This window comes from Flavobacterium sp. (assembly GCF_049318185.1).
Classification (GTDB): Bacteria; Bacteroidota; Bacteroidia; order Flavobacteriales; family Flavobacteriaceae; genus Flavobacterium.
On record NZ_JBMOGV010000003.1, the window covers coordinates 1 to 24,131 of the forward strand.

A 24,131-nucleotide genomic window follows, 5' to 3' on the forward strand; every position below is an offset into this window, starting at 1 on the left:
AATTCTGCCATAGATAATTTTACAATACCATCATTTAAAGTAGCTGGTTTTTCCAAATTGACTTTGGGAATTCCTTCCTCAAAAATGGAAAGTTCATTGGCGATTTTTGACAACGAAATGCCGTGAGCTTTAATTTGCTCAAAATCAGATTCTGTGAAACCTTTCTCTTTTAATATATCTATTGCAATTTTTTCTTCCATTCTAAGTAGCCATAAATGGCAATAATTGTAAAAATTAAATACTGAATACTCGTAAACGAATACCCTTTAAAAAAATACATTGGTATTGAAATGATATCACCTACTATCCATAAAATCCAATTCTCTATTTTTCGTCTTGCCATTAGCCACATTCCAACGAAAAAAATTCCTGTGACTACAGTATCAACATACGATGTCCAATGGGTAAATTTATCAAAAAATGTGTAAACCATCACTACAAATAGAATTGTTAACAGAAAAATGATGAATGACCATTTCTTTTCTGAGAATGTCATTCTTGAAATGGGATATTCTACTACATTATCTTTCTTACGTGTCCAGTGATACCAACCATAAATACTCATGACTACATAATAAAAGTTAATCAACATATCACCGAGTAATGTCCATTTCCAAAGCAAATAAACATAAATAGCTGTATTGATAATACCTGTTGGAAAAACCAAAATATTATCTTTTTTGGCAAACCAAACGCTCAATAACCCGAAAATAATCGCGGTAATTTCCAAGACAATTTCATAGGTAGGATAGCTTCTATATTGAGAAAACAGGAATTCAAGCATTAGTCAAAAAAGTTTATGTCATTTTCAAACGCAGTTCCAATGACTACTAGGTCTGCACCAGCACTAAAAGCTTCTTCTATTGCTTTTTTGGAACGAATTCCACCGCCAACAATCAAAGGAATTGAAATTCTTTTTGAAACAGAAGAAATCATTTCCAAAGGAATAGCTTTTTGTGCTCCGCTTCCCGCTTCGAGGTAAATTAGTTTATTGCCAATCATTTCTCCTGCTTTGGCCGTTTGGGAAACGTAATCGTCATTATTTCTATCTAAAGGTTTGGTTTTACTAACTCTTTCTACAGCTGTTTGGCCACCACTTTCAATCAGAATATAACCTGTGGAAATAATTTCTAAATTTGTTTTTTCTAAAATTGATACGGCTTCAATTTGATGTTCAATTAAATAATCAGGATTTCTTCCCGAGAGTAATTGTAGAAATAAAATACCATCGGCTTCAGCAGAGATTTGGGCAGAATGACCAGGAAAAAGTAAAATTGGCAAACTTGTTTTACTTTTTATTGCAATTATTAATTCATTTAAATTGTTGCCTTCAAAAGAACTTCCTCCTACCAAAATGTGAGTTGCAGGCGATTTATTTATTTTTGAAACTAGTTCAGGTATTTTATCCAAATCCAATTTATCTGGATCCAGTAGTATGGCTAAAAGCTTTATAAGCTGAAATTTTGCACTAAGAATATTGTTATAGATATCTTTCATTACTTCTTTTCACCCGAGGCTGAGCCGAACGGAACGGAGTTAAACGCACATACAAAAACATAATTTTCTATACAATCGAAAACTGCATCAAAGTATTCAACTTTTGCATTAAATCTTAACTCAACAGTGCATTTTTTATTATCTAAACTAAAATCTTGCTCAAAAATATGATCTTTAAAACTAATGCCTATTTCGTTTTTTATTTTAAATACAGCTTCCTTAATGCCCCAAATAACAGTTGCTTTAATAAGTTGATTTTCCTCAGAAAGATTTTCCAAATGAAAAATATCCATAAAGCGTGGCGCAATTTTTAAGGTTTTGGTTTTTAGCATTTCTATGTCAATTCCTATAATCTCATCACTAATAGTAATAACCGAAAAATTATGGGAATGTGAAATAGAGATGTGTTTTGGGCTAGATGATGGAAGTTGGAAGATGGGAGATGGAAGATGGATATCACTTCCTACTTCCTGCTTACCACTCCCTACTTCCCGCTTCCCGCTTCCCGCATCTCTCAAATGTGGTTTTCCAAAATTATCATAATACAAATCAAAGTCGCTATACCCAGCTTCTATCAATAGTCTTCTCACACTCAAAAAACCTTTTTTATGACTTTCTGATTTCATGCCTCCTAGTCTTGCAAGCGAAACATCTCTTAATACCACACTTCGAAATAATTCATCAAAAGTCTCCGTAATTTTCCAGAGAAAAACTTGAGTATAACTATTTAAAGAAATGGTTTTGAATAACGGCATGGGTAAATTAAAATTATCTGTTTGTATTTCAGAAAATTAAGTGACTAAACAATTCACAAAAAAACAAAAAACCTTTTTTTAATTCTTTTCTATTATGTAGCTTTGCATCGAAATTAAAAAAACAAATATACATAATAGATGAGTACACAAACATTACCATTTGTAGCTTATAAAGTTAAAGATATTAACTTGGCAGCTTGGGGAAGAAAAGAAATTGAATTAGCAGAAGCTGAAATGCCAGGATTAATGGCGCTTCGTGAAGAATTTGGCACTACCCAACCTTTAAAAGGAGCTCGTATTGCAGGATGTCTTCACATGACAATCCAAACGGCTGTTTTGATTGAAACATTAATTGCGCTTGGAGCGGAGGTTACTTGGTCATCTTGTAATATTTTTTCTACTCAAGATCAAGCTGCTGCTGCTATTGCCGCTGCTGGTATTCAAGTATATGCTTGGAAAGGTTTAGACGAAGAATCTTTTGATTGGTGTATAGAGCAAACTTTATTCTTTGGCGAAGATAGAAAACCATTGAACATGATATTAGATGATGGTGGCGATTTAACCAATATGGTTTTTGACCGTTACCCAGAATTAATTCCTGGCATAAAAGGTTTATCTGAAGAAACTACTACTGGTGTTCACCGTTTATACGAAAGAATGAAAAACGGCACTTTATTCATGCCAGCAATCAATGTGAACGACTCAGTTACTAAATCGAAATTTGATAACAAATATGGTTGTAAAGAATCAGCAGTTGATGCTGTTCGTAGAGCAACAGATATTATGTTAGCTGGAAAAAGAGTTATTGTTTGTGGATATGGTGATGTTGGTAAAGGAACTGCTGCTTCTTTCCGTGGCGCCGGTTCTATTGTAACCGTTACTGAAATTGATCCAATCTGTGCTTTACAAGCTGCTATGGACGGTTTTGAAGTTAAAAAATTAAATACCGTTATCGCTACAGCTGATATTATCATTACCACTACTGGAAATAAAGATATCGTTTTGGGTTCTCACTTTGAGCAAATGAAAGACAAAACTATCGTTTGTAACATTGGTCACTTTGACAACGAAATTGATATGGCTTGGTTAAACAAAAACCACGGAGCTTCTAAAGTAGAAATCAAACCACAAGTAGATAAATATACTATCGCAGGAAAAGACATCCTTATCTTAGCTGAAGGTCGTTTAGTAAACTTAGGTTGTGCTACAGGTCATCCAAGTTTTGTAATGAGTAACTCATTTACTAACCAAACATTGGCGCAATTAGAATTGTGGAATAACAGCGCGGCATACAAAAACGAAGTTTATATGTTACCTAAACATTTAGATGAAAAAGTAGCGATGTTACACTTAGCAAAATTAGGTGTTGAATTAGAAACCTTACGCACAGACCAGGCTGATTATATTGGTGTTGACGTTAAAGGGCCATTCAAGCCAGAGTATTACAGATACTAACAAAAGAACCAAGTGTACTAAACACAAAGTAGGAAGTTTATTATAAAATCCCTTGTCTTTAAACTGAATTTAGTTCACTTTAAATGCAAGGGGTTTTCATATAGAAATAATCCCATTCTCAATAGCGCTGAATATAATGAAAATCTTCGAAGAAGTATTGTTGGGAAACAGGGATGGACTCTAAAAAATAACAGGGTTACTAGCTAAATAAAATAATTAGAATCTGAAACAAGTTCAGATTAAAAGCAAAAAACCAGTTCATTACAATGAACTGGTTTTATATGATAATTAGAGTTGTTCTTATGCTTCGAATGGAAGGATAGAAACAAAAGATTTGTTTTCTCCTTTTTTCTGAAATTTCACAATTCCATCAACTTTTGCATGTAAGGTATGATCTTTACCCATGTAAACGTTTTCTCCTGGATTGTGTTTAGAACCTCTTTGTCTAACGATGATATTTCCAGCTATGGCTGCTTGACCACCATAAATCTTTACGCCTAAACGTTTGGATTCTGATTCTCTACCATTCTTAGAACTACCGACACCTTTCTTGTGAGCCATGACGTATAATTTTAAATATTAAATGTTATCTTCAGTTGCAGTAGCATCAGTTTTCTTTACTTTAGTAGTTTTTGGCGCTTTTGGCGCTGCTACTTTTACTGCTTTTTCTGCTTTTTCTACTTTAGGTTCTGCTGTTACTTTCTCTGCTTTAACCGCTTTTTTTGAACTGGTTGCGCTAATACCTTCAATCAGAATTTGAGTGAAAGATTGTCTGTGCCCATTTCTTTTCTTGTAACCTTTTCTTCTTTTCTTTTTGAAAACGATTACTTTGTCTCCTTTTAAGTGTTGTAACACTTTGGCTTCTACTGAAGCACCTTCTATAGCTGGGGCGCCTAAAGTAATGTTTCCATTATCGTCTAATAAAAGAACTTTGTCAAAAGAAACTTTTGAACCTTCTTCATTAGCCAAACGGTGAACATAAACCTTTAAGTCTTTGCTTACTTTAAATTGTTGCCCTGCTATCTCTACGATTGCGTACATAACAATGATGTTTAATTAATTTTTTAAGTGTGCAAATATACTACTATTTGTTTTACACGCAACACTTTCCTAAAAAAAGTTTGTAACTACTTTTTAAGAAATTTAAAAATGTGGAAGATATTTTTTTCAATTCTTACAAATTCAAAGAAAAAAAAGTACTTTTGATGTAACAAATCAAATGGTTGGACTACTAACCTACGTAATCAACGAAAAAAATTTAATTTTTTATGAAAAAATCACTAATCGCTTTAAGTTCAATGCTTATGCTTGGAGGAATGGCTCATGCCCAAAAGGTAGCTTTTGAGGAATATGATTTGCCAAACGGGTTGCACGTTATTTTACACAACGATCCGTCTGCGCCAGTTGTAATTACCTCAGTAATGTATCATGTAGGTTCAAAAGACGAAAACCCAGAAAGAACAGGTTTTGCTCACTTTTTTGAACATTTATTATTCGAAGGAACAGAAAACATCAAAAGAGGTGAATGGATGAAAACAGTAACTTCCAATGGAGGAACTAATAATGCCAATACCTCTGAAGATAGGACTTATTATTTCGAAGTTTTCCCATCAAACAATACCGAATTAGGTTTATGGATGGAGTCAGAACGTTTAATGCATCCTGTAATTAACCAAATTGGCGTAGATACCCAAAACGAAGTTGTAAAAGAAGAAAAAAGACTTCGTGTAGACAATCAGCCTTATGGTCAATTGATTGCTGAGGTAAAGAAAAACATGTTCAAAGTGCACCCATACCGTTGGGCAACTATTGGCTCTATGGCTCACTTAGACGCATCAAAACTTGAAGAATTTCAAGCTTTCAACAAAAAATTCTATTCGCCTAACAATGCTGTTTTGGTAGTAGCCGGGCAAATTGACGTAGCTCAAACCAAAGCTTGGATTGAAAAATATTTTGGTCCAATTCCAAGGGGAGTAGAATTGAAAAAAGAAACTTTTGTTGAAGCACCAATTACAGAAACTATTCATGCTTCTTTTGAAGATTCAAACATCCAAAAACCAATGGTGGTTGCTGCCTACAGAACCCCATCAATGAAAACTCGTGACGCTAGAATTTTAGATATGATTTCTACTTATTTAAGTGAAGGAAAAAGTTCAAAATTGTATAAAAAAATTGTTGACGATAAAAAAATGGCCCTACAAATTGGCGCATTCAACTATAGTCAAGAAGATTACGGTCAATATATTCTTTATGGAATGCCACAAGGCGAAAACACTTCAGTTGATTTAATAAGAGAAATTGATGAAGAAATTGTGAAATTACAAACAGATTTGATTTCTGAGAAAGATTTTCAAAAATTACAAAACATCAATGAAAACAACTATGTTGACAACAATGCAAGTGTTGAAGGTGTTGCAGAAAATTTGGCGACATACTATTTATTGTATGGCGATGTAAATCTAATCAATACTGAAATTGACATGTATCGTTCTATCACTCGTGAAGAAATTAGAGCTGTGGCAAAAAAATTCTTAAATCCTAATCAACGTTTAATCCTTGATTACGTTGCTGCAAAAGACAAAGCTGACTCGAACGAAGGTGAACAGGCGAAGCAAAACAAATAAACTTAAGAAAATGAAAAAATCAATTATAATAGTATCAAGCTTGTTTTTAACTTTTATTATGCAAGCACAAGACAGAACTCAGCCGAAACCTGGTCCAGCACCATCAATAAACATAAAAAAACCAGAAATTTTTTCGTTGCCAAACGGATTAAAAGTTTTAGTAGTTGAAAACCATAAACTTCCTAGGGTTTCATTTAATTTAAGTATAGACAATACTCCCTATGCTGAAGGAGATAAAAAAGGTGTTGATGATTTAACAAGTAGCTTAATCGGAAACGGTTCAACAAAAACATCTAAAGATGCTTTCAATGAAGAAATCGATTTTCTAGGAGCAAACATAAACTTCTTTTCGTCTGGCGCATATGCAAGCGGATTGTCAAAATATGCTTCAAGAATCCTGGAATTAATGGCAGAAGGTGCTTTGTCGCCAAACTTTACTCAAGAAGAATTTGATAAAGAAAAAGATAAATTAATCGAAGGCTTAAAAACGCAAGAAAAAAGTGTTACAGCGGTAGCAGGAAGAGTTGAAAACGTTTTAGCTTATGGTAAAAGTCATCCTTCTGGTGAATACCTTTCAGAAGAAACCATTAATAATGTTTCTTTAGCAGACGTAAAAAACAACTACAGAACTTATTTTGTTCCTGAGCATGCTTATTTAGTAGTAGTAGGAGATGTAAAAATCAAAGAAGTGAAAAAAACAGTTGAAAAACTATTTGGATCATGGGTAAAAGCAACAGCTCCAAGATTAACATATACTAATCCTAGCAATGTTCAATACACACAAATCAACTTTGTGGATATGCCTAATGCGGTTCAATCTGAAATTTCATTGATTAATACGGTAAACTTAAAAATGTCTGACCCAGATTTCTTCCCAGTTATCCTAGCAAATCAAGTATTTGGAGGAGATTTCAACAGTTACCTAAACATGAATCTAAGAGAAAAACACGGTTGGACCTATGGCGCACGTTCTAGTGTAGGGTTTAACAAAAATGTTTATAGTATGTTTAAAGCCAATTCTCAAGTAAGAAATGCCGTTACTGACAGTTCCGTTGTAGAAGCTCTAAAAGAACTGAAAAAAATAAGAACTGAAAAGGTTACGGATGAAATGCTAAACAGTGTAAAAGCGGGATACATTGGACGTTTTGTGATGCAAGTTGAAAAACCTGCCACTGTAGCTCGTTATGCTTTAAACATAGAGACAGAAGGTTTACCAGCAGATTTTTATGAAAACTATATCAAAAACATCAATGCTGTTACGGCGGATGATGTTATGAGGGTAGCTAATAAATATATGTTAGCTGATAATTTAAGAATTGTCATTACTGGCAAGGGATCAGAAGTAATTACTGCATTAGAAAATCTAAAAATCCCGATGTTCTATTTCGATAAATTTGGTAATCCTACTGAAAAACCGGCAATGAAAAAACCAGTTCCTGCGGGAGTTACTGTTAAAACTGTAATTGATGGTTATGTTAAAGCTATCGGAGGTGACAAAGCAATTAAAACAGTAAAATCAATCTCTTTTAATGGTACTACCAAAATTCCACAAGCACCAATGCCTTTGTCTTATTCTTTAAAAACAGACTCGAAAGGAAGAATGGCACTAGAATTATCAATGGCTGGAATGGGTTCTTTGATGAAACAAGTAGTGAATGGTAATACTGCTTATGTGTCACAACAAGGCCAAAAGAAAGTTCTTGAAGGAGAGGAATTAGCAAAAGCAAAAGAGAATGCTGTACTATTCAATGAAACGTTGTTAGCAACAAAACCTGGGGTAACAGTTACAGGAGTTGAACCAATGAATGGTGGCGATGCTTATACTGTTTTGGATGGTGATACTACCTATTTCTTTGACGTAAAAACTGGTTTTAAAACTGCAGAGTCAACAACAGATGAAAAAGGAGGTGAAAAAATGACAAGCGTTACTTATTTCAATGATTATAGAGATGTAAAAGGAGTGAAAGTTCCTTTCAACACTATTATGAATGTTGGAATTGAATTAGATATCAAAGTTGATGATGTGAAAATTAATGACGGCATTTCAGATGCTGATTTTGAATAGCCGATACATTTTTCAATAAATTAAAAGTCCCGAATACTCGGGACTTTTTTATTTTTTGTTTGCTAAATAAACGCCTATCAAAATTATAAATGCACCAAAAAACTGTAATGATGTAAGCATCTCATTATCCAAAATCCCCCACAGGAAAGCCACCACAGGAATCAAATAAGTTACCGAAGTAGCGAAAACAGGAGTAGAAATTTGTATCAGTTTATAAAAAAACACATTGGCAATACCAGTACCGATAATACCCAAAATGGCTACAAAAATCATCGCGTGTTGCACTTCTTCTACTTGAACCACCGAAAAGAAATCGGTAAAAGACAATACAATTAAAGCAGGAAACAACATCACTAAAAAGTTCCCAACGGTTATGGTCAATGGTTTTAAATCGGATAAATATTTTTTGATAAAGTTCACATTCATCGCATAACAGACAGAAGCAATCAAGACCAAAATGGTATACCAGTAATTCTGATTCGGGTTGTGAATGGCACCGTTGAAAATCAACAACATTGTACCGATAAGCCCTACGATTACGCCAAAAATTTGCGTCCGCTTAAAATCCAAACCAAAAACAATCGCGCCAAGAATTAGCGTATTCAGGGGGGTTAAAGAATTGAGAATTGAACTCACCGTACTGTTGATCTCTGTTTGAGCAATCGCAAAAAGGTAAGCCGGTATAAAAGTCCCGAATAAAGAAGTCAAGGCGATGTATTTCCATTTGTGCAGCGGAATGGTCAATATGTTTTTAAAACCAACTGTCAAAAGAAACAAGGCACAAAAAATAATTCGAAGTGAACCCAACTGAAATGGGTTTAAACCTATCAATCCTTTTTTTATTAAAATGAATGAACTTCCCCATATCAAGGCAAGAACAAAAAGAATTAACCATTTTAACTGATGTGATTTCATAGTTGTGTTTTTCGAGTTCAAATTTTGTAATTATTTTAAGAATAATATCTTAAATTTTTAATTATTTTTGTTTGAATAAAAACCATTGATTAATAAATATATCACAATGAATTTTTTAAAATCTTTATTGACCTTAACTCTCGTGTCTGGTCTATTTTTTAGTTGCAAAGAGAAAGCATCAAAACTTATAAAAGAAACAAAAACAGAACAAAAAGTAGGAACCGTTGCTGCAAAACCGCAAACAGCGAGTTTCAAAATTGAAGGAATGACATGCGCGATTGGGTGTGCTAAAACCATAGAAACCAAATTATCAAAAATGAATGGTATTCAAAAAGCTGCTGTTGATTTTGACAAAAAAGAAGCTATCGTTAATTTTGATGCTGCTGTTCTTTCCTCAAAAGATATAGTAGATGCAGTTCAAACTACTGGCGATGGTGAAACGTATAAAGTTTTAGAAGTTAAGGTTAATTAAAAATAAAATATACTAAACTAAAAAAGGAACTCAATGAGCTCCTTTTTTTATTTCCATTTAATCGTTTCCAACAAACGCTGCATATCATTTTTGACATAGTCCGCTGCGGGCATAATCGAATCATAATTTGGTTTTGCATAAAAATAAATAGAACCTGTTACAAAGTGTTTAATGCTGTCTGTAGCATAAAAAAGCGAATTCGTCGCAGCATTTCCATCAATGCGGTAAAACATTCCGTATACCTTTTTATCACTATTTATATAAGGCTGTTCCAAAATATCATCGGCTTTTATAACGTGTTTATAGGTTAGTGTTTGAGCATCTTTCAACAAATCATTCAGATTGTTATCTACCGTTTTATAGTTAAGGTAAATAGTTGCCTTCATTTTTGGATATTTAATTGAAAAATCACAATTTTTATCTTGTGTGATTATGGCATCTTCATTCATATCAAATTCAAACGGACAATCATTACTAAAGTGCGCATATGTGGCAACTGGATAATCTAAGCGCAACTGACTTGCTGGTTTTGGTAGCACATCATTTTTGCAACTATTAGTAAAAATCAAAATCATTCCAAAATAGCATAAACCAATTATTTTTTTTATCATGCTGTAATTATTCTAATGTTACTTTTAATTGTTTTATCCTTTTCTTATCCACCACTTCAATGGTGAAATATACATTTGAAAAATGAATTTTTTGTCCTTTTTTGGGAAAGTTACCTAATATTTCTAAAATAAATCCTGCTAAGGTTTCAGCTTCCCCTTTTCTATTTTCAAAAGCTTCCTCATCAACATCTATAATTCTATAGAAATCTTTTAAGTTAATTTTTCCTTCAAAAAGGAAATTTTTATCATCTATTTGCGAAAAATTTAAATTTTCATCATCAAATTCATCCGAGATATCACCCACAATTTCTTCAATTACATCTTCTAAAGAAACTAATCCTGATGTTCCGCCATATTCGTCAACAACGACTGCTAAGTGACTTTTCATACGTTGAAAATCTTTTAGTAAATCATCAAGTTTTTTATTCTCGGGAACAAAAAATGGTTCTCTCATCAATTTATTCCAATCGAATTCTTTTTTATTGATATGAGGAATTAAATCTTTCACGAATAAAATTCCTTCTATATGATCAATATTTTCTTTATAAATAGGAATTCTTGAATATCCTTTATCAATAATCTTTGGGCAAATCTCAGCAAATGTTTCATCAATTTCAATAGCAAAAACATCTATTCTTGGACTCATAACTTGCTTTGTGTCAGTATTCCCGAAAGAAACAATGCCTTCTAAAATTTTTTGTTCATCAAACGTTGTGTCTTCCGAAGATGTTAATTCTAAAGCTTGTGATAATTGGTCAACCGATATACTTGTTTTTTGTTTTCCTAGTTTTTCATGCAAAAAAACAGTAACAGCTCGCATTGGCAAACTTATGGGAGATAATAGTTTATCCAAAATAGTCAAAGGTTGTGCAATAAATTTTGAAAATTTCATGTTGTTCCTACTAGCATAAACTTTGGGTAAAACTTCACCAAACAACAATATCAAAAAGGTTATTAGTATGACTTCTACAATAAATTTTATTATTGGAGATTGTATGGAAGCGAAAATTTCATTGCCTACATATGAAAAAATGATTACCGCGCCAATATGACTGAAATTATTGGCAACTAATATCGTGGCTAATAATTTTTTTGGTCGTTGTATTAGTTTTGAAATTAGATTAGCTTTTGAGGCATCTTCTTCTGAAAGAATTTTTAAATCATTTTGGGTTAGTGAAAACAGTGCTATTTCCGCAGCAGAAACCATAGCAGAGGAAAATAAGAAAAAAACAATAGCTATACTTCCAAAAAGTAAGTTTGTATCTAAATTAGCTAATAAAGTTAAACTGGGCTCAGAGTCCAATAGTGTCATGGTTAATTAAACAATATCAAAAAGGCAAGTCGTTTTCTGGTCTAGCCGAGTTAGATTCTTCAAAATTAGTGTTTTTTGTGTCTAAATTTTGGGGAGATTTTACTCCGTCAATCTCTTTTTTTGTTGTCAGAAAAGTAAACTCGGTAACTTGAATTTCAGTGGTATATTTTGTTGTTCCATCTTCAGCTTGCCATTGACGTGATTTTATTCTGCCTTCTACAAATATTTTATCTCCTTTGGATAAATATTTTTCACAAATTTCGGCAGCTTTATTTCTTAACACCAAATTGTGCCATTCTGTAGAAGTAATTTTTTCGTTTGTTTGCTTATTAATATAAACTTCATTGGTAGCCAAAGGAAAGCGGCCAATGCAATTTCCTCCTTCAAAATAATGCATCTTCACCTCATCTCCAAGATGACCTATTAGCATTACTTTATTTAATGTACCGTTCATTTTTTATTTAAATGTTTACCTCAAATTTAGTGCTTTTTTTGAAAACTAAAACCATTCTTTTTCAATAAAATTATAAATTACAATAGGATAGGGTAATTCCGAAGCTGATTTACAGTCAATTCCATTTTCAATAGTGCCGTTAACTTTAATTTTCCAAAATTTGATGTATAAATGTTGGTGTGACAATTTGTGAATCAAAGTTTCCGAATTCCATAACTCTAAAGTGTCAATTGTATTGTTTACAAAGTTTTGGTTTTGAATTAATTCTAAAAGATTTTGTATTTTATCATCTTTTTCTGTTTCAAGTAATGGGAACTCATATAGATTGTGCCAAATGCCTTTTTCGGTTCGTTTCCTTACGATTGTTTTATTTGTAGAATCTGAAAAAACCAAATAATTAAAAAAACGGTGCCTCACTTTTAATTTTTTCAATTTTACTGGCAGCTGTGTCACTTTTTTGTTTTTTAAAGCCAAACAACTCTTGTTAAAAATACAATTGCCACAATCCGGATTTTTTGGAACGCACTGTAAAGCTCCAAATTCCATTATGGCTTGATTGAAAATATTGGCTTTTCCTGTGGGCAACAATTCGTTTGCTAGTTGAGTAAATTCTTTTTTTGCTACAGACGAAGCAATATCAGTCTCAATATCAAAATAACGAGCCAAAACTCGAAAGACATTACCATCAACTACGGGGACATCTTCATTGTAAGCAAAAGAAGCTATTGCTGCAGCAGTATATTCGCCGATGCCTTTTAGTTTTACTAATTCAATATACGTTTTTGGAAATTCACCATTGAATTCAGAAGCTATTTTTTTTGCCGTTTGATGTAAGTTTCTTGCGCGAGAATAATATCCTAATCCTTGCCAAAGTTTTAATACTTCTTCTTCAGTCGCATTTGCTAGGTCAAAAACGTCAGGAAAGGCATTTGTAAAACGTAAAAAATAAGGGAGCCCTTGCGCTACTCTTGTTTGTTGGAGCATTATTTCGGAGAGCCAAATAGTATATGGATTACTATTATTTCGCCATGGTAAATCACGTTTATTTTGTAAATACCATTGAATTAGAGAGTTGGAAAATTTCATAGCTGAATTAATGTTTGCAAAAATAAATCTTTATGTGATTAAATTTTAATAGATTATGCTTGAAATATTGTTTTTTAAATTCATATATTTGCAACCTCAAAAAATTACACATAATATTTAAATACGAAAGAAAATGACGAAAGCAGATATCGTAGCAAAGATTTCAGAAAAATTAGGTCTTGAAAAAGGAGATATTCAAGCAACTGTTGAAGCGTTTATGGAAGAAGTGAAAAATTCTTTAGAAACTGGAGACAATGTTTATTTACGAGGTTTTGGTAGTTTTATTATAAAAACAAGAGCTGAAAAAACGGGAAGAAACATATCTAAAAATACAACTATCAAGATTCCGGCACACAATATTCCGGCATTCAAACCTGCTAAAGTATTCGTTGAATCAGTTAAAACAAATACTGAAATAGCAGTATAAAACTTATTTATTAATCACAAAAAATTAACTTATGCCAAGTGGTAAAAAAAGAAAAAGACATAAGGTAGCTACTCACAAACGCAAAAAGAGAGCGAGAGCTAACCGACACAAAAAGAAAAAGTAGTTCTAAACTACTTTTCTTTTTTTAAAAAGTTCATTGAAATCGAAAATTAGTAATCAGTGGTAGTAAATAGTAATCCTTTTTACTGCAAACTAAAAACTGAATACTACTATTTCACCGGGTAATACAATACCTGTTTAAATTGTTTAATCCATCCTTGTAAAGTTGATGATTGATAGTTTATAGTTAATGGATTTTTCCAACAACCAACAACCGACAATCAACAACTAACATGGATAAAAATTTACAACATGAATAAAGAATTAATCATCCGTAGTGGTGAAGATGCTGTAGATTTTGCCTTATTAAAAGATGGAAAACTAATTGAATTACATAAACAAGAAGAAACAAGCAACTTCCAAGTAGGCGATATTTTTATTGCCAAAATCAGAAAACCAGTTGCAGGCTTGAATGCTGCTTTTGTAAATGTTGGCTATGAAAAAGATGCCTTTTTACATTATCATGATTTAGGCCCTAATTTAGCTTCTTATTTAAAATTCATAAAACTTGTAAGCGCAGGTAAACTAAAAGATTTTTCCCTAAAAAACTTTCAGTTTGAAAAAGAGATTGATAAAGACGGAAGTATATCTGATATACTTAGTGCTAATCAGTCATTATTAGTTCAAGTAGTCAAAGAACCTATTTCTACTAAAGGTCCAAGAATAAGCTCAGAGCTTTCATTCGCAGGACGTTTTGTGGTTTTAGTCCCTTTTTCGGATAGAGTATCTATTTCTCAAAAAATAGAATCGAAACAAGAGAAGGACAGACTAAAAAAACTAGTACAATCTATCAGACCAAAAAGTTTTGGTGTTATTGTGAGAACAGTAGCCGAAGGCAAAAGCATAGCAGAATTAGAAAAAGATTTGCAGAACTTAATGAATAGATGGACTGCAATGAGTAAAAAATTACCAACAGCTCATCATCCGTCAAAGATACTAGGAGAGATGAATAAAGCTTCCTCTATTTTGAGGGATGTATTCAACGATACTTTCACGAGTATTCAGATAGATAATGAAGAGTTGTACCAAGAAACAAAGGACTATTTAGCCGAAATAGCTCCTGAGAAACAAAAAATAGTTAAGCTTTACCAATCTAAAGACACTCCGTTGTTTGAGAAATATCATATCGAACGACAAATTAAGACTTCTTTTGGGCGAACTGTATCAATGAGCAAAGGTGCTTATTTGATTATAGAGCACACTGAAGCTCTTCACGTCATTGATGTGAATAGCGGTAATCGTTCTAACAAAGCGACCAATCAGGAAGACACTGCCATGGAGGTTAATATGATTGCTGCTGCGGAGATTGCAAGACAATTGCGTCTTCGTGACATGGGCGGAATCATTGTAGTGGATTTTATTGATTTACAAAATCCAGATAACCGTCAGGAGTTGTTCAACTTTTTGAGAGAAGAGATGAGCGATGATAAAGCAAAACACAAGATTTTACCTCCGAGTAAATTTGGCTTAGTCCAAATTACTAGACAAAGGGTAAGACCTGAAGTAAATATTGAAACAAGAGAAGAAAATCCTAATAACTTGATGAGCGATGTTGATGCTCCTATTCAGATTATAGATAAGATTTCTTTTTCGCTTGAAAAGATTATAAAAGACCACAAGAGTGTGAAATTAAATGTTCATCCTTTTGTAGCCGCATACCTTAAAAAAGGTTTTCCATCATTACGCTCAAAATGGTTTTTTGAGCATAAAAAATGGGTAAAAATCATACCACGTGACGCTTACACGTATCTTGAATACCGTTTCTTCGATGAAGAAGGAAAGGAAATTAAGGAATAAATAAAAAACCGCCTTTCGTGAGATTGGCGGTTTTTTTATTTATCGCTATTTTAGCATATGAATAGTGTGTCAAGAATAACTTATCCTCGTTTTGAAGCAAAAAAACGAACCAACAAGTCACTACATTCTTGCGCTAGTACACCTTTCATTACTTCGGTTTTTGGATGAAGTTTTGTTCCAAGAGCTTCAAAACCTCTTTGATCATCGGAAGCACCAAAAACTATTTTGGAGATTTGGCACCAATATAATGCTCCGGCACACATCTGACATGGTTCTAAAGTAACATATAAAGTAAATCCTTTTAAATATTTTCCACCTATGAAATTAGCTGCCGAAGTGATAGCCTGCATTTCGGCATGAGCGGTAACATCGGTGAGCATTTCGGTGAGGTTATGACTACGGGCAATGATTTTATTATCAATGACAATAAGCGCGCCAACAGGAATTTCGCCTTTATCGAAAGCTACTTCGGCCTCTTGTAAAGCTTTCTTCATGAAATATTCGTCAGTGAAAGGGTTTTCCATAAAACAAAAATACAATTTCAATTCGTACATTTGCCTTATGTCTAAAAAATTGCTTGACCATATTACTAATCCTACTGATTTGCGAAAATTGGATGTTGCTCAATTGCCACAATTGGCCAAAGAATTACGCGACTTTATTATCGATATTGTTTCGGTAAAAGAAGGACATCTTGGTGCCAGTCTTGGTGTAGTTGAATTAACTATTGCTTTGCATTATGTTTTTGATACGCCCAATGATTTGTTGGTTTGGGATGTAGGACATCAAGCATATGGACATAAAATATTGACTGACCGCAGAAAAAAATTTGCTTCCAATAGACAATTAGGTGGTATTTCGGGTTTTCCTAGACGAAGTGAAAGTGTTTATGATACTTTTGGTGTTGGGCATTCCTCTACCTCTATTTCAGCGGCTTTGGGCATGGCAATTGCTTCGCATTTGAAAGGTGATAATAAATATCATATAGCAGTAATAGGTGATGCTTCTATTGCTAGCGGAATGGCGTTTGAAGGTTTAAATCATGCCGGAGTTACTGATGCTAATTTGTTGGTTATTCTTAATGATAATGCTATTGGGATTGACCCGAGTGTGGGTGCTTTGAAAAATTATTTGACAGCTGTCAAAGAAGGGAAAAACCCAAAGCAGAATAATATGATTAAATCCTTAAACTTTGATTATTCTGGTCCAATTGACGGGCATGATTTGCCAACATTAATCAAAGAATTAGAGCGATTAAAAAAAGTAAAAGGGCCCAAGTTTTTACACATTATCACCACCAAAGGCAAAGGCTTACAACAAGCCGAAGATGACCAAGTGAAATACCATGCTCCAGGAAAATTTGACGCTTCAACTGGAGAAATACTGAAAAAATCAGAGGAAAATTTACCGCCGAAATTTCAGGATGTTTTTGGATTGACGTTAGTAGAATTAGCTAGAAATAATTCGAAAATCATTGGGATAACTCCTGCTATGCCTAGCGGAAGTTCTATGAAGTTTATGATGGATACTTTTCCTGAACGCGCTTTTGATGTGGGTATTGCTGAACAACACGCCGTGACACTTTCCGCAGGAATGGCTACGCAAGGGATGGTGGTTTTTTGCAACATTTATTCTACTTTCTTACAACGCGCTTATGACCAAGTAATCCACGATGTAGCCTTGCAAAATTTGCCTGTGATTTTCTGTTTGGATCGAGCGGGTTTGGTGGGCGAAGATGGCGCCACGCATCACGGCGTATTTGATTTGGCCTATTTGCGATGCATTCCAAATATGATTATTTATGCTCCGAAAGATGAACTTGATTTACAAAATATTTTATACACCGCATCTTTGGGATTAAAACATCCGAGTGTTATACGCTATCCAAGAGGAAGAGGAAAAAATACTGAATGGAAATTCCCAACTGATTTTCAGAAGATAGAAATAGGAAAAGCTTTAAAACTTAAAAAAGGTAAAAAAGTAGCCATACTTTCTACAGGAACTATAGCCAATAATGTTACCGCCGCATTGGCGGAAATAGAAGATGATGGTCATTTTGCCCATTATCATTTTGGTTTTGTAAAACCTTTAGATGACAAGAAATTGCACAAAATTTGTAATAAATTCTCCACCATTATTACTGTAGAAGATGGTGTTACTACTGGCGGTTTTGGTAGTGCTGTTTTAGAATTTGCTGCTAAAAATGATTACGTCAATGAAATCTTTCTATGTGGTGTGCCTGATTATTTTATTGAACACGGTACGATTGACGAGTTACAGCAATTCTGCAATATTGATGTTGATGGGTTGCGATTACTATTCACAGGATTGCTTGAGGAAGAAGAGGAAGAAGATTAAGCCGTTACAATTTTATTCAACTGAACCGCTTTTCCATCGGTCAGCATAGAGATGAAATGACAAATGTGCAATAATCTGTCGTAAAGATTTTCTTTTTCAAGATGGTGTTTTTCGGGCAAGATTTTCAAAAGTAATTTGTCATAATTCGTTGCTTTCCCTTCGTAATTGTTGTTGTATGCCGTAATGAATTTATCCAATAAATTATTGATGATTTGGTAACCCGAAAGTTCTTTTTCGATAACTTCTCGACTTTGGTAAATGTTCTTTATGCTCAGCTTGATGATGTCGTCCATTTGGGCTTTATATTTGCACTTATCCGTTAAGGCAAAATGGAATTTTCCTTGTAGAATAGCTTCTTCGTTTTCGATAAATACACGAACCGAATCGTTGATAAGGTTTCCAATTGCCAATGCTCGCAAGTAACTGATGCGGTCTTCTTTGGTAGTAAGGGTTTGGTATTTGGCAGTATCAATAGTGTCTTTTACCAATTTGATTAAATATTCCAAAGCAAAATCTTCTGAAACTAAACCCAGGTTTATACCATCTTCAAAATCAATTATCGTATAGCAAATATCATCAGCTGCTTCGACTAAAAAAGCCAGCGGATGGCGTTCGTAACCTATATCATCACCTGTTTTATTGGAAATCATTCCCAATTCTTCGGCTACTTCTTTGAAGAAGTTTTTATCTGATTGGAAGAAACCATATTTTTTATCGGCTATGTTTTTGGTTGGTTTCTTTGGTAAACTTTCTTTGGGATATTTAGTAAAAGCGCCAAGCGTTGCATAAGACAAACGCAAACTTCCTTCAATACCTGGACGAGAACTAGTTAAAACCGAAAACCCATTGGCATTGCCTTCAAAATCGATTAAATCTTGCCATTGTTTTGGGGTCAATTGGTCTTTGAATTGTTGCCCTTTACCAATAGAAAAATATTCGCCAATAGCTTTTTCTCCTGAATGCCCAAAAGGTGGATTTCCTATATCGTGAGCCAAAGCTGCAGCTGCTACGATAGCTCCAAAATCATTCATGTGATACCCATGAATTGCTGCCAGATGCGGGTATTTTTCTATTATTTTTTTTCCCACTAATCTACCTATGGAACGACCAACAACCGAAACTTCCAAACTGTGAGTTAGCCTTGTGTGCACAAAATCAGTTTTAGACAATGGAATAACTTGAGTTTTATCTTGTAAACTACGAAAAGCAGACGAAAAGATAATTCTGTCGTAATCGACTTCAAAACCTAGACGTGTATCGTCTTGTTCTATGCGGAGCCTTTTGCTAGTGTCGCCTTGGCGTTTTAGAGATAAAAGTTGTTCCCAGGTCATATTGAATTAAGATTTAGGAATTGAAGAATTAGGATATATAAATCAAAGATACATTTTTAAATTACTATTTTCGTGCAAATACTACAGACAACGCTTAACCTCTTTGTTTAGGCAAAATATACGCGCTTTTTTTGGCTACTTTTGGCACAAATTCTTCCTTATCCGAAGTAATTCTGAGGAGTTCAATTACCACTATTATCATTTTCATCTTGTGCTGCAGAATAAAATAACCGTTTCTTTTCTGCTAATAAGTTTTTGTTCACTACATAAGTTTTTGAAATGGTATCGTGCCAACCTCTTCCTGAAATGCCTAAAAATGAAAAAGCATTAAATGGAATTAAGCGACATAAGGAACGAATTAAAATGGTTTCGTGGCTAGGTTTTTCGCCATTTTCATCCACTACTATGGTTTGGGTGAAATATTTGCCAACCGTTCTTGCTGTAAATATTTCACAAATATTGTAATACAATAAAGCAATGCTTGTTGTAATGGTATATTGCAAAATAGTATTGGTTCCTAAATTATTTATAAAGGCCTTTTCTCCCGTAGCTTCTATATTGGCAGCTATCAAAACTAGCAAAATAAAAAACAGCAAGAGTTCCAGTAGTGTATCAATCAATAAATTCAAAAAGCGTTGACTGAGTGAAGCATAAATGTCTTGAGAAACATAAAATTGTCTTTTACTATTATCTTGCATAGTCGCTATTACTCCTTTAGGTTAGCCAAAAAGAAATTTCTCGATTTCTTTGGATATTGATTGTAACTTCTGTCGCTTGGATTTGCAATTACCGACTTGATATTGATTTCATCTCCGAGTTTAAAACCAGCTTCAGTGTATTTATAATCCAATAAATATTCACCACAAAAATAGTTGCCATTTTGGTCTTTTTCTATGGTGCCTGTGTACACTCCTTTTTCTTTTGACATGATGCTTTTATTTATGTTCTCAAAAGTAGTTAAAATGAAAACAGCCATCAAGTGATAGCTGTATTTCTTTATTTTAAATTATTTACTCTATTTTCAAATTAAGAACCACACATTTCACAATCATCTCCGCCAGTTCCTGCAGCGTTTCTTGCTCTTTCTACCATTGCGGCAAAATCTTCCGCGGTCATTTCACCGTTTTCTACAGGAGCTACAACTTCTACTGCAACTGCTGCTGGTTTATCTATTATGGCTGGTTCTGCTTTTTTATCGTTGTTCAGCGTGAATTTGATAGCATCAACAGCTGCTTTAGTTCTTAAGTAATACATTCCTGTTTTCAAGCCGCTTTTCCATGCGTAGAAATGCATCGAAGTCAATTTAGCATAATTGGCATCTTGCATAAATAAGTTCAACGATTGTGATTGGTCAATGAAATAACCTCTGTGGCGCGACATATCAATAATATCTTTCATAGACATTTCCCAAACAGTTTTGTATAGTTCTTTTAAATCATCCGGAATATTCAAACCTTGAACCGAACCATTGTCTCTCATTAATTCTTGTTTCAATTCTTCTGTCCACAAACCAAGATTTACTAAGTCTTCTAATAAGTGTTTGTTAACCACAATAAACTCTCCAGATAATACACGACGGGTGTATATGTTAGAAGTATAAGGTTCGAAAGCTTCGTTATTACCTAAAATCTGAGAAGTTGAAGCGGTTGGCATTGGCGCTACTAATAACGAGTTTCTCACTCCATGTTTTACCACTTGCTTTCTTAATGAAGCCCAATCCCATCTTCCTGATAATTCCTCATCTTTGATGTTCCAAAGGTTGTGTTGAAATAATCCTTCTGAAATTGGCGAACCTTTAAAGCTTGAATAGGGCCCTTCTTCTTTTGCCATTTCCATAGAAGCGGTAACAGCAGCAAAGTATAAAGTTTCGAATATTTCTTGGTTTAGTTGTTTAGCTTCATCACTGGTAAATGGCATTCTTAATAAGATGAAAGCATCGGCTAAACCTTGTACACCCAATCCAACTGGACGATGACGCATATTAGAGTTTTCGGCTTCTTTTACTGGATAGTAATTTCTATCGATTACTTTATTTAAGTTTCGTGTAACTCGCTTAGTCACATTGAATAACAATTCGTGGTTGAATTGTCCGTTATCAATAAACATAGGTAAGGAAATTGAAGCCAAATTACAAACTGCAATTTCATCTTCAGAAGTATACTCCATAATTTCTGTACACAAGTTTGACGAACGAATAGTTCCCAAATTCTTTTGATTTGATTTTCTATTCGCTGCATCTTTATACAACATGTATGGTGTTCCCGTTTCGATTTGTGATTCTAAGATTTTCTCCCAAAGTTCACGAGCTCTGACCGTCTTTCTTCCTTTTCCTTGTGCTTCGTAAGAAGTATATAATGCTTCAAATTCGTCTCCGTAAACATCATATAAACCAGGACATTCGTTAGGACACATTAAAGTCCAATGTATGTCTTGCTCTACGCGCTTCATAAATAAATCGGATGTCCACATTGCGAAGAATAGGTCACGTGCACGCATTTCTTCTTTACCAGTATTCTTTTTTAAATCTAAGAATTCAAAAATATCAGCATGCCAAGTTTCCAAATAAATAGCGAAACTTCCTTTACGTTTTCCACCACCTTGATCTACATAACGTGCTGTATCATTGAATACACGCAACATGGGAACAATCCCATTAGAAGTACCGTTTGTACCACGAATATAAGATCCTGTTGCGCGCACATTGTGAATTGACAAGCCAATTCCACCTGCCGATTGTGAGATTTTAGCAGTTGATTTTAGTGTATCATAAATTCCATCAATGCTATCATCTTTCATAGATAACAAGAAACAGGATGACATTTGTGGTTTTGGAGTTCCAGCATTGAATAAGGTTGGCGTAGCATGTGTAAAGAATTTTTTCGACATTAAGTCATAGGTCTCAATAACAGCATCTAAATCGTTCAAGTGAATTCCTACAGCAACACGCATCAACATATGTTGCGGACGCTCCACGATTTTACCATTTATTTTAAGCAAATACGAACGCTCTAAAGTTTTAAAACCGAAGTAATCGTAATTGAAATCACGATTATATATGATATGAGAGTTTAAAAACGCAGCGTTTTCTTGAATTACGTTATGTACTTCTTCTGAAAGTAAAGGAGCTTTTTGATTGGTTCTAGGATTTACATAAAAGTACATTTCGCTCATCGTTTCTGAGAACGATTTGTTGGTGTTTTTATGTAAATTTGAAATTGCAATTCTTGCCGCTAACTGAGCATAATCAGGATGTGCAATAGTCATGGAAGCGGCTGTTTCTGCAGCTAGATTATCTAATTCTGACGTAGTAACACCATCATACAATCCCTCAATTACTCTCATTGCCACTTTTACAGCATCTACCAAATCGTTTAAACCATAGCATAGTTTTTTAATTCTATCCGTGATTTTGTCGAACATTACTGGCTCTTTGTGGCCGTCTCTTTTTACTACGTACATAATTTTTGTTTTTTGTGAAATAGAAAATCCCTTCCCTATTTCGGTTTATTTGTAATTTATGCTAAACTTGTTTCGGCATCTATTTTATTGTATGATTTTAAAAGAATTTGAAAAGAATTCAAATTAAAAATCAGCGTCGAAAGTAATTTTACTTGCTTCCGAATCGGTGTTCATTACACCTGCTTTTTGGTATTCTGCCACGCGTTTTTCAAAGAAATTAGTTTTACCTTGTAATGAAATCATATCCATAAAATCAAACGGATTACTAGAATTATACATACGTTTGCATCCTAATTCTACTAGTAATCTATCGGCAACAAATTCTAAATACTGTGTCATCAAAGTAGCATTCATTCCTATCAAACTCACAGGTAATGATTCAGTTATAAACTCTCTTTCGATATTTAGAGCATCAGTAATTATTTCGGTAATTCTGGCTTTGGACACTTTATTCACCAAATGGTGGTTATGCAAATGCACAGCAAAGTCGCAGTGAACGCCTTCGTCGCGAGAGATTAACTCATTTGAGAATGTTAATCCTGGCATTAAACCTCGTTTTTTCAACCAGTAAATAGAACAGAATGCTCCAGAGAAAAAGATGCCTTCTACGGCTGCAAAAGCAATTAATCTTTCGGCAAAGGAATCAGATGATATCCATTTCAAAGCCCACTCTGCTTTTTTCTTGATAGCAGGAAAAACTTCTAAAGCATTAAATAATTGTGCTTTCTCTGCTTCGTCTTTTACATAGGTATCAATTAATAACGAATACGTTTCGCTATGAATATTTTCCATCATGATTTGAAATCCATAAAAGAATTTTGCTTCCGGATATTGCACTTCATTGACAAAGTTTTCTGCTAAATTTTCGTTTACGATACCATCAGAAGCAGCAAAAAATGCCAAAATATGCTTGATGAAATATTTTTCATCGTCATTTAGCTTATTTTCCCAATCAGACAAATCTTGGTGCAAATCAATTTCTTCAGCTGTCCAAAAACTAGCTTCCATTTTTTTATACCATTCCCAAATATCTTGGTGTTTGATAGGAAAAATCACGAAGCGATCTTTGTTTTCTTTTAAAATTGGTTCGATAGTTGCCATATTGAATTTGTTTTGAATTTTGAGTCGATTTTTACTTAAATCTGTATTTTACAAAGATTGTTAAACGAAATGTAATAAGAAAGTTAAACTTATTCACAATCAGCTCTAGTTTTTAACAAATTAAGGCTTTTGGCGTGAGTTTGATTTATTTTTTAATTTACTGTAAATCAATATTTTAAAAAAATTAAAAATTAAAAAAAGCCCGAAAAATAAGGAGGTTAAGAATTTACTGATGCTAAAAAATTCCCTTTTTTAATATTCTGAAAATAGATTTTTTATACCTAAAAAAACA

At 33.7% G+C, this 24,131-nt stretch carries 24 protein-coding genes; 7 read left to right on the top strand and 17 right to left on the bottom strand.

The annotated features are described in order from the left end of the window. From ACOYLT_RS00480 to ACOYLT_RS00495, 4 genes are all read right to left on the bottom strand, one after another. Nucleotides 1-200, bottom strand: a 200-nt coding sequence (locus tag ACOYLT_RS00480) for a DUF4301 family protein (protein ID WP_422851871.1), incomplete at its 3' end; no start/stop codon positions are given. Then, nucleotides 179-784 (bottom strand): nicotinamide riboside transporter PnuC, encoded by a 606-nt coding sequence (gene pnuC, locus ACOYLT_RS00485; protein ID WP_422851872.1) that lies wholly within the window; start codon nt 782-784, stop codon nt 179-181. The genes ACOYLT_RS00480 and pnuC, both read right to left, overlap by 22 nt. After that, nucleotides 784-1,497, bottom strand: a complete 714-nt coding sequence (locus ACOYLT_RS00490) for a geranylgeranylglyceryl/heptaprenylglyceryl phosphate synthase (RefSeq protein WP_422851873.1) — start codon at nt 1,495-1,497, stop codon at nt 784-786. The genes pnuC and ACOYLT_RS00490 overlap by 1 nt, the downstream gene beginning before the upstream one ends. Beyond that, nucleotides 1,497-2,252: a 4'-phosphopantetheinyl transferase family protein gene (locus ACOYLT_RS00495; RefSeq protein ID WP_422851874.1), complete on the bottom strand. Its 756-nt coding sequence runs from the start codon at nt 2,250-2,252 to the stop codon at nt 1,497-1,499. The genes ACOYLT_RS00490 and ACOYLT_RS00495 overlap by 1 nt, the downstream gene beginning before the upstream one ends. 138 nt (nt 2,253-2,390) lie before the next feature. Between ACOYLT_RS00495 and ahcY the strand changes: the two genes are divergently transcribed. Further along, nucleotides 2,391-3,707 (top strand): adenosylhomocysteinase, encoded by a 1,317-nt coding sequence (gene ahcY / locus ACOYLT_RS00500; RefSeq protein WP_422851875.1) that lies wholly within the window; start codon nt 2,391-2,393, stop codon nt 3,705-3,707. Nucleotides 3,708-4,007: 300 nt separating this feature from the next. Here the strand turns inward: ahcY and rpmA are convergent, their stop codons facing one another. Then, the gene (gene rpmA / locus ACOYLT_RS00505; protein WP_133532615.1) at nt 4,008-4,268 is read right to left on the bottom strand and encodes a 50S ribosomal protein L27; all 261 of its coding nucleotides are present in this window, start codon (nt 4,266-4,268) and stop codon (nt 4,008-4,010) included. 18 nt (nt 4,269-4,286) lie between these two features. Further along, a complete protein-coding gene (rplU, locus tag ACOYLT_RS00510) occupies nt 4,287-4,748 on the bottom strand; it encodes a 50S ribosomal protein L21 (protein WP_422851876.1) in 462 nt (153 codons plus the stop codon). 227 nt (nt 4,749-4,975) lie between these two features. Between rplU and ACOYLT_RS00515 the strand changes: the two genes are divergently transcribed. Both ACOYLT_RS00515 and ACOYLT_RS00520 read left to right on the top strand, forming a co-directional pair. Then, nucleotides 4,976-6,331 (top strand): M16 family metallopeptidase, encoded by a 1,356-nt coding sequence (locus ACOYLT_RS00515; protein WP_422851877.1) that lies wholly within the window; start codon nt 4,976-4,978, stop codon nt 6,329-6,331. Nucleotides 6,332-6,341: 10 nt separating this feature from the next. After that, on the top strand, nt 6,342-8,396 hold the full coding sequence (locus tag ACOYLT_RS00520) for a M16 family metallopeptidase (RefSeq protein ID WP_422851878.1): 2,055 nt from the start codon (nt 6,342-6,344) through the stop codon (nt 8,394-8,396). A 48-nt stretch (nt 8,397-8,444) separates the two neighbouring features. Here ACOYLT_RS00520 and ACOYLT_RS00525 read toward each other — a convergent pair whose 3' ends face one another. Further along, nucleotides 8,445-9,311 carry a DMT family transporter gene (locus tag ACOYLT_RS00525; protein ID WP_422851879.1) on the bottom strand — a complete coding sequence of 289 codons (867 nt, stop codon included), beginning with the start codon at nt 9,309-9,311 and terminating at the stop codon, nt 8,445-8,447. A gap of 106 nt (nt 9,312-9,417) precedes the next feature. Between ACOYLT_RS00525 and ACOYLT_RS00530 the strand changes: the two genes are divergently transcribed. Continuing rightward, a complete protein-coding gene (locus tag ACOYLT_RS00530) occupies nt 9,418-9,783 on the top strand; it encodes a heavy-metal-associated domain-containing protein (RefSeq protein WP_422851880.1) in 366 nt (121 codons plus the stop codon). A 47-nt stretch (nt 9,784-9,830) separates the two neighbouring features. Here the strand turns inward: ACOYLT_RS00530 and gldD are convergent, their stop codons facing one another. From gldD to mutY, 4 genes are read right to left on the bottom strand one after another with little or no spacing between them, the layout of a single operon-like run. Next, entirely contained in the window at nt 9,831-10,394 is a 564-nt protein-coding gene (gldD, locus tag ACOYLT_RS00535) for a gliding motility lipoprotein GldD (RefSeq protein WP_422851881.1), read from the bottom strand. A gap of 7 nt (nt 10,395-10,401) precedes the next feature. Next, nucleotides 10,402-11,697, bottom strand: a complete 1,296-nt coding sequence (locus tag ACOYLT_RS00540; RefSeq protein WP_422851921.1) for a gliding motility-associated protein GldE — start codon at nt 11,695-11,697, stop codon at nt 10,402-10,404. A gap of 25 nt (nt 11,698-11,722) precedes the next feature. After that, nucleotides 11,723-12,160: a single-stranded DNA-binding protein gene (locus ACOYLT_RS00545; protein ID WP_422851882.1), complete on the bottom strand. Its 438-nt coding sequence runs from the start codon at nt 12,158-12,160 to the stop codon at nt 11,723-11,725. Between the two features lie 45 nt (nt 12,161-12,205). Beyond that, nucleotides 12,206-13,246 (bottom strand): A/G-specific adenine glycosylase, encoded by a 1,041-nt coding sequence (mutY, locus tag ACOYLT_RS00550; RefSeq protein ID WP_422851883.1) that lies wholly within the window; start codon nt 13,244-13,246, stop codon nt 12,206-12,208. 133 nt (nt 13,247-13,379) lie between these two features. Between mutY and ACOYLT_RS00555 the strand changes: the two genes are divergently transcribed. Both ACOYLT_RS00555 and ACOYLT_RS00560 read left to right on the top strand, forming a co-directional pair. After that, nucleotides 13,380-13,673 (top strand): HU family DNA-binding protein, encoded by a 294-nt coding sequence (locus tag ACOYLT_RS00555; protein WP_422851884.1) that lies wholly within the window; start codon nt 13,380-13,382, stop codon nt 13,671-13,673. Nucleotides 13,674-14,045: 372 nt separating this feature from the next. Further along, nucleotides 14,046-15,590: an Rne/Rng family ribonuclease gene (locus ACOYLT_RS00560; RefSeq protein ID WP_422851885.1), complete on the top strand. Its 1,545-nt coding sequence runs from the start codon at nt 14,046-14,048 to the stop codon at nt 15,588-15,590. An 80-nt stretch (nt 15,591-15,670) separates the two neighbouring features. Here the strand turns inward: ACOYLT_RS00560 and ACOYLT_RS00565 are convergent, their stop codons facing one another. Further along, a complete protein-coding gene (locus ACOYLT_RS00565) occupies nt 15,671-16,114 on the bottom strand; it encodes a nucleoside deaminase (RefSeq protein WP_422851886.1) in 444 nt (147 codons plus the stop codon). A gap of 37 nt (nt 16,115-16,151) precedes the next feature. Between ACOYLT_RS00565 and ACOYLT_RS00570 the strand changes: the two genes are divergently transcribed. Then, the gene (locus tag ACOYLT_RS00570) at nt 16,152-17,948 is read left to right on the top strand and encodes a 1-deoxy-D-xylulose-5-phosphate synthase (RefSeq protein ID WP_422851887.1); all 1,797 of its coding nucleotides are present in this window, start codon (nt 16,152-16,154) and stop codon (nt 17,946-17,948) included. Here ACOYLT_RS00570 and ACOYLT_RS00575 read toward each other — a convergent pair. The 5 genes from ACOYLT_RS00575 to ACOYLT_RS00595 form a co-directional block, all read right to left on the bottom strand. Continuing rightward, the gene (locus ACOYLT_RS00575; protein ID WP_422851888.1) at nt 17,945-19,279 is read right to left on the bottom strand and encodes a deoxyguanosinetriphosphate triphosphohydrolase; all 1,335 of its coding nucleotides are present in this window, start codon (nt 19,277-19,279) and stop codon (nt 17,945-17,947) included. The genes ACOYLT_RS00570 and ACOYLT_RS00575 overlap by 4 nt on opposite strands. A gap of 182 nt (nt 19,280-19,461) precedes the next feature. Next, a complete protein-coding gene (locus tag ACOYLT_RS00580) occupies nt 19,462-19,977 on the bottom strand; it encodes an RDD family protein (RefSeq protein ID WP_422851889.1) in 516 nt (171 codons plus the stop codon). Between the two features lie 8 nt (nt 19,978-19,985). Continuing rightward, nucleotides 19,986-20,207: a hypothetical protein gene (locus ACOYLT_RS00585; protein ID WP_422851890.1), complete on the bottom strand. Its 222-nt coding sequence runs from the start codon at nt 20,205-20,207 to the stop codon at nt 19,986-19,988. 98 nt (nt 20,208-20,305) lie between these two features. Continuing rightward, nucleotides 20,306-22,738 (bottom strand): ribonucleoside-diphosphate reductase subunit alpha, encoded by a 2,433-nt coding sequence (locus ACOYLT_RS00590; RefSeq protein WP_422851891.1) that lies wholly within the window; start codon nt 22,736-22,738, stop codon nt 20,306-20,308. Nucleotides 22,739-22,861: 123 nt separating this feature from the next. After that, a complete protein-coding gene (locus ACOYLT_RS00595) occupies nt 22,862-23,839 on the bottom strand; it encodes a ribonucleotide-diphosphate reductase subunit beta (protein WP_422851892.1) in 978 nt (325 codons plus the stop codon). Between the last annotated feature and the right edge of the window lie 292 nt (nt 23,840-24,131).

What these genes read in the sequence shown, in the direction of transcription:
- ACOYLT_RS00490 (WP_422851873.1), bottom strand. Translation starts at nt 1,497, where the DNA reads ATGAAAGATATCTATAACAATATTCTTAGTGCAAAATTTCAGCTTATA.
- ACOYLT_RS00590 (WP_422851891.1), bottom strand. Translation starts at nt 22,738, where the DNA reads ATGTACGTAGTAAAAAGAGACGGCCACAAAGAGCCAGTAATGTTCGAC.
- ACOYLT_RS00575 (WP_422851888.1), bottom strand. Translation starts at nt 19,279, where the DNA reads ATGACCTGGGAACAACTTTTATCTCTAAAACGCCAAGGCGACACTAGC.
- rplU (WP_422851876.1), bottom strand. Translation starts at nt 4,748, where the DNA reads ATGTACGCAATCGTAGAGATAGCAGGGCAACAATTTAAAGTAAGCAAA.
- ahcY (WP_422851875.1), top strand. Translation starts at nt 2,391, where the DNA reads ATGAGTACACAAACATTACCATTTGTAGCTTATAAAGTTAAAGATATT.
- ACOYLT_RS00495 (WP_422851874.1), bottom strand. Translation starts at nt 2,252, where the DNA reads ATGCCGTTATTCAAAACCATTTCTTTAAATAGTTATACTCAAGTTTTT.
- ACOYLT_RS00595 (WP_422851892.1), bottom strand. Translation starts at nt 23,839, where the DNA reads ATGGCAACTATCGAACCAATTTTAAAAGAAAACAAAGATCGCTTCGTG.
- ACOYLT_RS00525 (WP_422851879.1), bottom strand. Translation starts at nt 9,311, where the DNA reads ATGAAATCACATCAGTTAAAATGGTTAATTCTTTTTGTTCTTGCCTTG.
- ACOYLT_RS00565 (WP_422851886.1), bottom strand. Translation starts at nt 16,114, where the DNA reads ATGGAAAACCCTTTCACTGACGAATATTTCATGAAGAAAGCTTTACAA.
- ACOYLT_RS00555 (WP_422851884.1), top strand. Translation starts at nt 13,380, where the DNA reads ATGACGAAAGCAGATATCGTAGCAAAGATTTCAGAAAAATTAGGTCTT.
- gldD (WP_422851881.1), bottom strand. Translation starts at nt 10,394, where the DNA reads ATGATAAAAAAAATAATTGGTTTATGCTATTTTGGAATGATTTTGATT.
- pnuC (WP_422851872.1), bottom strand. Translation starts at nt 784, where the DNA reads ATGCTTGAATTCCTGTTTTCTCAATATAGAAGCTATCCTACCTATGAA.
- mutY (WP_422851883.1), bottom strand. Translation starts at nt 13,246, where the DNA reads ATGAAATTTTCCAACTCTCTAATTCAATGGTATTTACAAAATAAACGT.
- ACOYLT_RS00530 (WP_422851880.1), top strand. Translation starts at nt 9,418, where the DNA reads ATGAATTTTTTAAAATCTTTATTGACCTTAACTCTCGTGTCTGGTCTA.
- ACOYLT_RS00545 (WP_422851882.1), bottom strand. Translation starts at nt 12,160, where the DNA reads ATGAACGGTACATTAAATAAAGTAATGCTAATAGGTCATCTTGGAGAT.
- rpmA (WP_133532615.1), bottom strand. Translation starts at nt 4,268, where the DNA reads ATGGCTCACAAGAAAGGTGTCGGTAGTTCTAAGAATGGTAGAGAATCA.
- ACOYLT_RS00520 (WP_422851878.1), top strand. Translation starts at nt 6,342, where the DNA reads ATGAAAAAATCAATTATAATAGTATCAAGCTTGTTTTTAACTTTTATT.
- ACOYLT_RS00580 (WP_422851889.1), bottom strand. Translation starts at nt 19,977, where the DNA reads ATGCAAGATAATAGTAAAAGACAATTTTATGTTTCTCAAGACATTTAT.
- ACOYLT_RS00585 (WP_422851890.1), bottom strand. Translation starts at nt 20,207, where the DNA reads ATGTCAAAAGAAAAAGGAGTGTACACAGGCACCATAGAAAAAGACCAA.
- ACOYLT_RS00570 (WP_422851887.1), top strand. Translation starts at nt 16,152, where the DNA reads ATGTCTAAAAAATTGCTTGACCATATTACTAATCCTACTGATTTGCGA.
- ACOYLT_RS00560 (WP_422851885.1), top strand. Translation starts at nt 14,046, where the DNA reads ATGAATAAAGAATTAATCATCCGTAGTGGTGAAGATGCTGTAGATTTT.
- ACOYLT_RS00515 (WP_422851877.1), top strand. Translation starts at nt 4,976, where the DNA reads ATGAAAAAATCACTAATCGCTTTAAGTTCAATGCTTATGCTTGGAGGA.